Source organism: uncultured Paracoccus sp. (assembly GCF_937873615.1).
Classification (GTDB): Bacteria; Pseudomonadota; Alphaproteobacteria; order Rhodobacterales; family Rhodobacteraceae; genus Paracoccus.
In genome coordinates, this window is the sequence record NZ_CALMYP010000060.1 from 1 (window position 1) to 9,457 (window position 9,457).

Sequence of the window (9,457 nt, forward strand, 5' to 3'; positions counted from 1 at the left end):
CGCCGAACTCTCCGGGGCGCCCGCCACGAAGAAGGGGCGCGGCACGAAGAGGGGGGGTGTGACCCCGCCCGCCGGCCCCCCTCCCGCCCGCCGCTGGCTCGGCGCGGAAGGGATCGAGAACACCCTCGCCTTCGGGCGATGGGAGGAATTCCGCGCCGACACCTTCTATTTCGCCGCCGGCGATCTCGGCAACATGGCCGGCCCGGCCGACCCTTCGTCGCGCCGCGCGCATCCGACCCTGCGAAAGAAGGACAAGAACGGCCGCGAGCGCGCCGTCATGGTGCCGGGGCCGGTTCCCTTGTTCCGCGACGGCGGAGAGCCGGACGCGATGGTCGTGCCCGACCACGTCGACGAGCTTGTCCTGATCGGCGACGGCGATTCCGAGCCGGTGATGACGGCCTCGGCCATGGTCCGCGCCAAGGCCCGCCACGCCCGGCCGGGCCGGCTCGTGCCCATCATCATGCCGCGCCGCGGCACCGATTTCGCGGCCATGCTGGCCGGTCATCCATCTGCATTTTCTTATGACGACGAGGTGAAAGCGTGAGTGAGGGAGGAAAGCACAATCCGGCATGGGATGAAGTCGACGCCATCGTCGCCGCTGCCTACCGCAGCGCGAACAATGGCGGGCGGCCGCTCGTCTCGGCAGCTTCCGCGCCGCCTCCGCCGGAAGAGCCGGATCCCCAGACCATGCTTTCGGACTGCGCCTTCGAGCCGGAAACCGACATCGGCAACGGCAGGCGCTTCCTTATCCGCTACGGCCGCCGCGTCGTCCATGTCGCCCGGATCGGCTGGCACGGCTTCGACGGCGCGCGCTGGAAGGAGGACGAGGACGGTTCCGTCGTCCGCCCGCTGGCGCAGAAGACGGCCGAGATGATCTCGGAAGAAGCCGCGCTGCTCACCGCGACCGAGGAAGAGGAAAAGCTGATGCAGGCCGGGCGCGATGCCCGCGTCGAGCGCAAGAAGATGGGCATCCCGAAGAAGGACTGGGATGCCGAGAAGCTCGGCATCTACATGCAGCTTGAGGAAACCATAGAGGAAGGCGAGGAGGCGAAGAAGAAGGTCAACGGCCGCAAGTCCGCCCGGCACCGCCATGCCAAGAGCTCGGCCGGGTCGTCGAAGATCGACAACATGATGAAGGAGGCCCTGCCGCATGTCGCGATGATGGTCGGCGACTTGAATCGCGACCTCTTCGCCGTCAACTGCGCCTCGGGCACGATCCGCTTCGTCCGCGAGGAAAACGACGAATCCGACCCCGCCGATCCGACCTATATCTGGCGCGCCCGGATCGACCCGCACAACCCGGCCGACTTCATCTCGAAGCTGGTCGGCTACGCCTTCGACGAGCATGCCAGGTCGCCCACCTTCGAGACGTTTCTCAAGCGCGTGCAGCCCGACCCCGACATCCGAGCCTTCCTGCAACGCTTCGCGGGATATTGCCTCCTCGGCCTCACGGTCGAGCAATGCCTCGTCTTCTTCTATGGCGCGGGCCGAAACGGCAAATCCACCTTCGTCGATCTGCTTTGCGAAATCCTCGGCGACTATGCCGTCACCCTCTCGATCGACAGCTTCGCCGGCGAAACCCGGCGCGGCGGCAGCGAGGCGACGCCCGACCTTGCGCGGCTTCCCGGCGCCCGCCTCGTCGCGGCCAGCGAGCCGGAAATGGGCGTGAAACTCAAGGACGCGCTGATCAAGACCCTGACCGGCGGTGAGAAGATCGCCGTGCGGCGGCTGCATCAGGACTTCTTCGAGGTGCTGCCCCAGTTCAAGATCATGCTGTCGGGCAACCACAAGCCGAGGATCGACGACACCTCGGACGGCATCTGGCGGCGCGTCTATCTCGTGCCGTGGGAGGTGCAGATCCCGGTCGAGGAAGTCGACCGCGAGCTTCCCGCCAAGTTGCGGGCCGAGGCCGAGGGCGTCCTTGCATGGATGATCGCCGGCGCGCCCGACTATCTGAATTTCGGCCTCCGCCCGCCCGAGAAGGTGCTGGCCGCCACCCGCGAATATCGCGAGGAAAGCGACCCCATCGGCGCGTTCGTGCGCAATGCCTGCATCGTCACCGGGCGCGAGGAGGACGTGTCCTCGCCGGGCGACCTGCATATCGGCTATTCGAACTGGGCGTCGCGGGAGGGCGCCCCGGAGTTCAAGGCGTCCACCTTCGCCCGGAAGTTCCCCGACTATACGCGCCTGTCATGGGCCGCACCTGACGGCCAGATGCGCACCTTCTGGAAATCGAAGAGCGGCACGACGGTTTATCGCGGCATCCATGTCCGCGACGAGTTCGTGACGCCACCCGGCCGCGACCCCGGCCCGTCGCCCGAGGATTACGGCCATGACCGCTAAACCCTTGTCCCCCTTTCTGGCCGAGGCCGTGCCTTGGCCTTCCTTCCTTATCGTCGCAACGCGCGGGGCGATTTCTGGGCTGCGAGGGACGATAGGCGAAAGGATGGGGCGCAAGGGTCGGCAAAAAGGGTGCGGGAAAACAGGAGGTTAGGACGCTAGGGGCGCTAGGGCAGATAAATCGGAAGTTGCCCGTGCGCGCGCGTGAATAGAAAGAGACATCCCCGATAAAGAAGGGGATTTCGTTTCCATATAAGCGCGAGATTTATCGTCCCTAGCGTCCCTATCTCCCCTGACTTCTGATTTTTGTTTGTGTTTTCAAATAGTTATCAAAAAAGCCCTTTGGGGCGGAAGATTGGAATTTGGGGCGGAAGCCCTGAAATTGGGACGATAGGGGTTTTCGACATGAAAACGATGGCGATTGAGGAAATGCTGGCATGGGCCTTCGTGCATGAACTGCCGAAAGGCGGCGGCGTGGACGGGCTGGACAACGTGAATTCGGCATGGCGCATGCTGCAGGCGTCGTCATGGGGCAAGATCACGAACTGGGCCGAACTGATGACGACGATCGACACGCCCGGTCGCGATCACGACAATTTCCTGCTCGAACAGGGCGCGCCCCACGACGACGCCCTCGTCATCGGCGAGGAAGTGGCCGACCTCGCTCATTGCGAGATCGTCATCCCGACCGGCTGGGATCCGCTGCCCGACTGGCCGCAGCATGACGACCGCATGCCGGTCTTGACCGCGCAGGCCGTCGAGCGGGCGGTCGAGCGGTTCACGCTTCGCCCGCGCATCCGCCGCGCCGCGCATCTTGTCAGCCTCGTGATCGGCAGCGCCGTGCTCGGCCGCGAGCCGGGCTGGGCGGCCCCGGTCCCGGCGATCAGGATGGTCGAGCGCGCAGGGCGGCCCGCATGGTTCATGGCCAAGCAGGTGCGCGACGTCTTCGGCCGCGCCAACGCGATCGAGGTCGACGGCTTCAACCGCAAGGCCGGCAGGCCGTTCCGGGGCGCATATCGCAAATATGAGTTTTCCGACGACCCGGTCGCCGACATCATGGGCAGGCTCGACCGCGAACTATGGGCCGCGGCGCTGCGGCGCGTTCACGACCGGGTCGCGAATCGGCTTGTCTCGCATCGGCTGTCAGATTCGGACATCGTCGCCCGTCCGTGGGGCGAGCGCGGCCCGCGCGTGCAACTGATTGCGGGGCCGGGCGCTGGGGCGAAAAGAACCGCTTGACGTGCGGCAGAAGTTTGACCTATACCTTGTCACGGATAAAAAGGTTCATAGCCCCGCGCGGAAACGCTGCGGGGCTTTCGCGTTTCCGGAGGCACCCATGCTCGTGACGAAATGGGCCGATGTCTCCGGCATCCAGCGTTTCGGCAAGATGCTGTCCACGCTCGCCGAGGGCGAGGTGCGCAAGATCGGCAACCGGGCCGTCAACCGCACGGGCGATATGGCTCGAACGCAGGTGCGCCGGGTGCTGCCGAAGCAAACGGGCCTGCCCCGCACCACGATCATCAAGGCCGTGCGCGTGACGCGCTCGTCCCCCCAGACCCTCGCCTACACCATGTCGGCGCGGGGTGGCGACGTGGCGCTCAAGTTCTTCAAGGCGCGTGAAACCCGCGCCGGGGTATCGGCTGCACCGTTCGGAAAGCGGAAGGTGTTCGCCGGCACGTTCATCAAGGGCGGGCGCTTCCCGAACCGTTCGGGCATCGTGTTCCATGGCCATGTCGTGCGACGGGTTGGGGCTTCGCGGTTTCCGATCAAGGTCGAGCAGTCGGGCGTCGTCATCCCCGCCGAGATGGTGAGCGGGGCGACCCTCGACGCCTTCGATCGGACGGTGCGCGAGGTGCTCCCCCGCCGGGTCGACCACGAACTCGGGCGCCTCATGCGGCGCTGACCCCTACCCCCGTATAGGGACCGTATCCCCGCAGCATCGCCCACGGGCGGAGTTGCGCCCGAACCTTCGCCAGTCTGACACGGTTTTAGGAGCCTAAATTCGTTCCTAAAGAGGAGCCTAAAGAGCACTAAAATGCAGGTTCTCTCAAAGGGCGACTTCGCGCGTGAAGTTGGCGTCTCGCCCGGCCGCGTGAGCCAGTGGATCGCCGAAGGCAAGATAGGCCCGGACGCCTTGGACGGCGAGGGGCGCTCCGCGAAGATCATCGTCGATCGCGCGCTTGAGCAGATCAAGGCTCGCCGCGATGTCGGCCAGAGCCTCGGCAATGGAATCGGCACGCGCGTCTTCGGTGCCGCCGGCGCAGCGACCGATCAGCCGACGAGCACCGCGCCGCCGCTGCGCACGGACGACGTCGCCTACCAGATCCAGCTTGAGCGGCTGAAGAGCGAGCGCCGGAAGAACGAGCGCGACGCTGTCGAAGAGGCGACACGGCGGGGGAAGCTGGTCCCGGCTGATGACGTGCGCGCGCAGATGGCGCGCCTCGCGCGGCAGGTGGACGAGGTGAACGCGGCTATGCTGGTCGACTTCGCCTCCGCCATCGCCGGAAAGTTCAGCCTCCCCCAGCGGGACGTGCTGCATCTGTTGCGGGAGGTGCGAAACGAGAAGAAGGGCGTGGCCGCCCAGGTTGCCAAAGAGCAGTCCGAGGATGTGCCGGCCACCGTGGAATATGTGATCGAGGAAGGCGGCGAAGCATGACCTCCATGACGGTTGTCGTCGCGAACGCCGAGCGGATCGCGAACGACGTGCTGGCCGAGGTTCTGACACCCCCGCCGCCGGTCAACTATCTCGCATGGGCCGAGCGCAACATCGTCTTTTCGGAGCGCGAAAGCCCGCTGCCGGGTCCGTATAACCGCGATCTGTTTTTCTACTTCGACGAAATCCTGCGGGCGCTGTCTCCGAGCGACCCTTGCAGGACCGTCACGCTGGCGAAGTCGGCGCAGCTTGGCGGCACCGTCCTCGCCAATATCTTCTGCGGCGGGTCCATGGACATGGACCCCGGTGACTTTCTTTACGTTCATCCGACCGACTCGAACGCGCAGCGTTGGTCGAAGATGAAGCTGGCGCCGATGCTGAAAGGCACGACGGCGCTCGCTCGTCTCTTCCCGATGCGCTCGCGCGACGGTCTGGATAGCGTTCTCTACAAGGAACGGGTCGACGGTCGCGGCGCGATCCAGATCTCGGGGGCCAATTCGCCGGCCTCCCTGTCGCAAGTCACCATGCGCCGGCAGGTGCAGGACGACCTCGCGAAATGGGAGATGAACGCCGCCGGCGACCCGGAGACGCAAGCCGACAGCCGATCCCGCGCACACGAGTTCGCGAAGGTCTTCAAAATCTCGACGCCGCTCGTCGAGCCGGGGTGCAGGATCACCCGGAACTTTGAGGACGGAAGTCAGGAACGTCTTTTCCTGCCATGCCCGCACTGTGGCGAAATGCAGACGCTGGAATGGGAGAATTTCCAGCAGTCGATCGACGAAAAGCATCCGGAGCGCGCGCATTTCACATGCGTCGCGGATGGGTGCGGCGGCGTTATCGAAGAGTTTCATCGGCCGCAGATGTTCCGCGAGGCCAAGCGGCGGGAGGCGGAAGGCGAGGAAGTCTGGCGCGCCGGCAACCCGGCGGCGAAGCGGGTCCATCGTTCCTTTCATCTGTGGTCGGCGTATTCGCTCCTGCAAAGTTTCGAGCGGATCGCCCGCGAGTGGTTGAGCGCCAAGGGCGACCCGGCGTCCGAGCAGACGTTCTTCAACGATACGGTCGGCCGCGCCTACCGAACACTCGGCGAGGCGCCGGGATGGGAGAGCCTGCGGGACAGGGGGGCTTTGTCCTTCTATTCGCGAGGCTCGATTCCGGTCGGCTATCCGCTACTTACGATCGGCATCGACTGCCAGAAGGATCGGGTCGAGGCGCAGATCGTGGCGTGGGGCCGAGACTTCCGCCGCGCCGTCATCGAATATGTGGTCTTCCCCGGCCATATCAGCGAGGACGGTTGCCGCGCCATGCTCGACGGATTGATGGCGCAGACGTGGCGTAACGCGCATGGCCGTCCGATTCAGGCCGACATGGTTGCGATCGACGGCAACGCATGGACCGAGGACGTCTGGGGCTGGGTGAAGAAGCACCCCACGTCCCGCCTGATCATGGTCCGCGGCGTGCCATCCGAGTCGGCCCCGTTGATCGCCGCGGTGAAGAAGGAGCGGAACACGAAGACCGGCAAGGTCAAGCGGTATTCCCGCCGGTTCTTCAACTTCGCGACGTCGGTCTTGAAAATGGGCCTCTATCGCAATCTCGCGAAGGACGATCCCTTGCAGCGCGGCTTCGTGGCCCTGCCGCGCGGCCTCGAGGACGAGTTCTATCGCCAGCTTACGGCCGAAAGCCGCAAGGCGGTGCGCACGAAGTCCGGCTTCGTCAAATACGAGTGGGTGAAGGATCCGGCGCAGGCGAACGAGGGCCTCGACACGCATCTTCAAGCCGAGGCGGCCGCCATCAAGTTCGGCATCCGGTCGATGCCCGACCAGGTCTGGGACCGATACGACGCCGAACGGGAGTGTCCGCCCGAGGCTGTGCAGGGCGACATAGAGGATTTGCTCACGCGGATCGTCCCAGCCAATCAAGCCCCGCCGCCGGCGGACGACGAAGAAGAGAAACGACGCCAGCGGCGGCAGAGGTGGAAGAACCGTAAATGACCGAGAAGCCGAGGGTCCGAGTGAAGGCCGGCAGCGCCGCGCGCTCGTCGTCGGTGCCGCGCAGCGGATACCTGCGCGACACGCGGTCGGCCGTCCTCTCGTCGCGCCCGGCGGTCCTGCGGGAGCACCGGGACGACGTGCGGGCGGTATGGCGACGCACCGCCGCCCTCGCGCTCGACCTGATCCAGAATTCCGGCCAGCTTCGCGGCGCGGCGGACCAGGTGATCGCCGACACGGTCGGCGTCGAGCTGGTCCTCAACCCGCAGCCCGATCTTCGCGATCTCGGCTATAGCGAAGCGGAAACCGCGGCGCTGGTCAAAACGATCAAGCAGCGGTGGAAGCGATACTTCTGGGAGCCGCGCGAGTGCGACTTCCGGGGCAAGTTCTCCGGTCCGCAGCAAATCGACATCATGCTGCGCTGGGATATGGCCTATGGCGAAGGTCTCGGTCTGATCGAATACATGCCGCGCGCCCAGCGCCGGCAATATGGAATCACGAGCGGAACCAAGCTCTGCCTCGTCAACCCCACGAAGCTCGTGCAGGACACGAACGAGATGGAGGGGCTTTTTCAGGGCGTCGTCCACGATCCGAACGGGCGGCCCGTCGCCTACAGGATTCAGGAGAAGGAAACGGGAATCATCGTGAAGCGCGATCATCGCGCTTACGACAGGGACGGGCGCCAGCGCGTCGTTCATGTCTTCGACCCGATGGACGCCGGCGACGTCCGTGGCATCAGCCGCCTCGCTGCGGCTTTCCGCCAGCATATTCTTCGCGAAACATTGGTCGACACGACGATCCAGACCGCGATCTTGCAGACCGTGTTCGCGGCGGCGCTGACCAGCGCCTCCCCCTCGGCCGATGCCTTCGAGGCGATCGAGGCGATCGAGGACAAGGAGTTCAAGGACAGCTATCGCGATTTCTTCATGGCCGCGCTCGACCGCGCCGCCGAGGGCGAGATTTCGATCAGCGGCAATCCGCGGGTGTCCCATCTCGCCCCCGGCGAGAAGCTGGAACTGCTTTCGACGCGGACGCCCAGCCCGGAGTTCCTGTCGGTCAACAGGGAGTTGTCGCGCGACATCGCGCGGGCGATCGGCATCTCGTTCGGCGGCCTGACGATGAACCACGAGAACGCGACCTATTCGTCGGTGCGGATGGAGAATTCGTCGATCTGGCCAGTCGTCGTCCGTCGCCGCGAGCGCATTGCCGCGCCGCCTTGCCAGTCTCTTTACGAAAACTGGCTGGACGAGGAAGTCGGCGAGAGCAGGATCGAGGTGAAGGGCGGATACGAAGCATTCGCCGCGAACCGGGAACGCTTCGCGTGGGCGCTTTGGCAGGGTCCGGCGAAGCCGTCCGCCGACGACGGAAAGAGCGCGAAGGCGTCGAGCGAGCGCATCTTCAACGGCACCTCGACGCTGGCCGACGAGTGCGCCGAGCTCGGGAAGGATCCGGACGAAGTCTTCGAGCAGCGGCAGCGCGAGCACGATCGCTATGTCGCCGCCGGCATGCCGTCGCCCTTCGTTCGCAACCCGGCCTCGAACAAGGACGGGGATCGGGAAGAAGACGAAACCCGGAAGAAAGAGAGGGCATGATGACGACGGTGCTGATCAATGGCGTTTCCGTCGACATCAACAATCCGTGTGAGGTCGCCTCGGAACTCAAGAAGGCCGAACTGATCATCGCGACCGGCGGCGGCGTGGCCATGACGCGCTTCGGCGAGGATGAGGTCCGATGGAGCGCGGCCAATGCCGCCCGGCTGCGGGAGCTTATCGAACGGTACGAAAACGAGTGCGCCGCCTCGCAGGGCCGCCGCCGGCGCTATGCCAAGAGCATGCGCTTTGTTTGAGAGGGCATCTTATGCCAGCCTTTGACCGCATCTGCTCGATCTTGTTCGAGCAGCCGCACCTTTACCATCCGAGGAAGGCCGAGACGGTCATTCGGATGCTCGGCCCGCGCCTGACCGGGTTTCCGGTCAGCGTCGTCAACGGCGAAGGCCCGGTCGATCATGTCGCCTTCTCGGCGGGGCGCCCATCTGCCGGCGTGCTCGGGGATCGGCTGGGGCGAGCCTACGATCGCGCCGGCGTCCGGCCCTTCGACATGATCGGTCGCGTCGCGGTGATTCCGATCGAGGGGACGCTCGTCCACAAGGGCGCATGGGTGGGGGCTTCGTCGGGTGAGACGTCCTATCAGGGCCTGCAGGTGCAGATCGCCCGCGCCGCCCGCGACGAGGACGTCGGCGGCGTGGTGTTCGAAATCGACTCCTTCGGGGGAATGGTCAACGGCGCTTTCGAGACAGCGGTCGCCATCCGGAAACTGTCGGCCGCCAAGCCGACGATCGCGATTCTGACTGATTACGCCTATTCGGCCGGATACCTGCTCGCCAGCCAGGCTCGCCAGATATTCATGCCGGACTTCGGCGGCGCAGGTTCCATCGGCGTCGTGATGATGCACGCCGATTTCAGCGGCAACCTCGAACAGG

Annotated in this window: 9 protein-coding genes; all 9 read left to right on the top strand. The window is 65.4% G+C overall.

From position 1 onward, the window contains the following. Nucleotides 1–544 (top strand): hypothetical protein (locus Q0330_RS14490; RefSeq protein ID WP_299480847.1); only part of this gene is annotated, 544 nt, incomplete at its 5' end. Further along, on the top strand, nucleotides 541–2,343 hold the full coding sequence (locus tag Q0330_RS14495) for a phage/plasmid primase, P4 family (protein ID WP_299480850.1): 1,803 nt from the start codon (nucleotides 541–543) through the stop codon (nucleotides 2,341–2,343). The genes Q0330_RS14490 and Q0330_RS14495, both read left to right, overlap by 4 nt. 426 nt (nucleotides 2,344–2,769) lie before the next feature. Then, the gene (locus Q0330_RS14500) at nucleotides 2,770–3,579 is read left to right on the top strand and encodes a hypothetical protein (protein WP_299480853.1); all 810 of its coding nucleotides are present in this window, start codon (nucleotides 2,770–2,772) and stop codon (nucleotides 3,577–3,579) included. 97 nt (nucleotides 3,580–3,676) lie between these two features. Further along, the gene (locus tag Q0330_RS14505) at nucleotides 3,677–4,243 is read left to right on the top strand and encodes a phage tail protein (RefSeq protein ID WP_299480856.1); all 567 of its coding nucleotides are present in this window, start codon (nucleotides 3,677–3,679) and stop codon (nucleotides 4,241–4,243) included. Between the two features lie 132 nt (nucleotides 4,244–4,375). Beyond that, nucleotides 4,376–4,996 (top strand): hypothetical protein, encoded by a 621-nt coding sequence (locus tag Q0330_RS14510; protein ID WP_299480859.1) that lies wholly within the window; start codon nucleotides 4,376–4,378, stop codon nucleotides 4,994–4,996. After that, entirely contained in the window at nucleotides 4,993–6,981 is a 1,989-nt protein-coding gene (locus tag Q0330_RS14515; protein WP_299480862.1) for a terminase gpA endonuclease subunit, read from the top strand. The genes Q0330_RS14510 and Q0330_RS14515 overlap by 4 nt, the downstream gene beginning before the upstream one ends. Next, complete coding sequence (locus tag Q0330_RS14520) at nucleotides 6,978–8,570, top strand: phage portal protein (protein WP_299478783.1); 1,593 nt, start codon at nucleotides 6,978–6,980, stop codon at nucleotides 8,568–8,570. Before Q0330_RS14515 ends, Q0330_RS14520 begins: the two co-directional genes overlap by 4 nt. Continuing rightward, nucleotides 8,567–8,824: a gpW family head-tail joining protein gene (gpW, locus tag Q0330_RS14525; protein ID WP_299478787.1), complete on the top strand. Its 258-nt coding sequence runs from the start codon at nucleotides 8,567–8,569 to the stop codon at nucleotides 8,822–8,824. The genes Q0330_RS14520 and gpW overlap by 4 nt, the downstream gene beginning before the upstream one ends. A gap of 11 nt (nucleotides 8,825–8,835) precedes the next feature. Further along, on the top strand, nucleotides 8,836–9,457 hold a 622-nt coding region (locus tag Q0330_RS14530), incomplete at its 3' end, for a S49 family peptidase (protein WP_299480865.1).

Excerpts from the sequence above, each read along its gene's own strand:
- Q0330_RS14500 (WP_299480853.1), top strand. The coding sequence starts at position 2,770 with ATGCTGGCATGGGCCTTCGTGCATGAACTGCCGAAAGGCGGCGGCGTG.
- Q0330_RS14505 (WP_299480856.1), top strand. The coding sequence starts at position 3,677 with ATGCTCGTGACGAAATGGGCCGATGTCTCCGGCATCCAGCGTTTCGGC.
- Q0330_RS14510 (WP_299480859.1), top strand. The coding sequence starts at position 4,376 with ATGCAGGTTCTCTCAAAGGGCGACTTCGCGCGTGAAGTTGGCGTCTCG.
- Q0330_RS14515 (WP_299480862.1), top strand. The coding sequence starts at position 4,993 with ATGACCTCCATGACGGTTGTCGTCGCGAACGCCGAGCGGATCGCGAAC.
- Q0330_RS14520 (WP_299478783.1), top strand. The coding sequence starts at position 6,978 with ATGACCGAGAAGCCGAGGGTCCGAGTGAAGGCCGGCAGCGCCGCGCGC.
- gpW (WP_299478787.1), top strand. The coding sequence starts at position 8,567 with ATGATGACGACGGTGCTGATCAATGGCGTTTCCGTCGACATCAACAAT.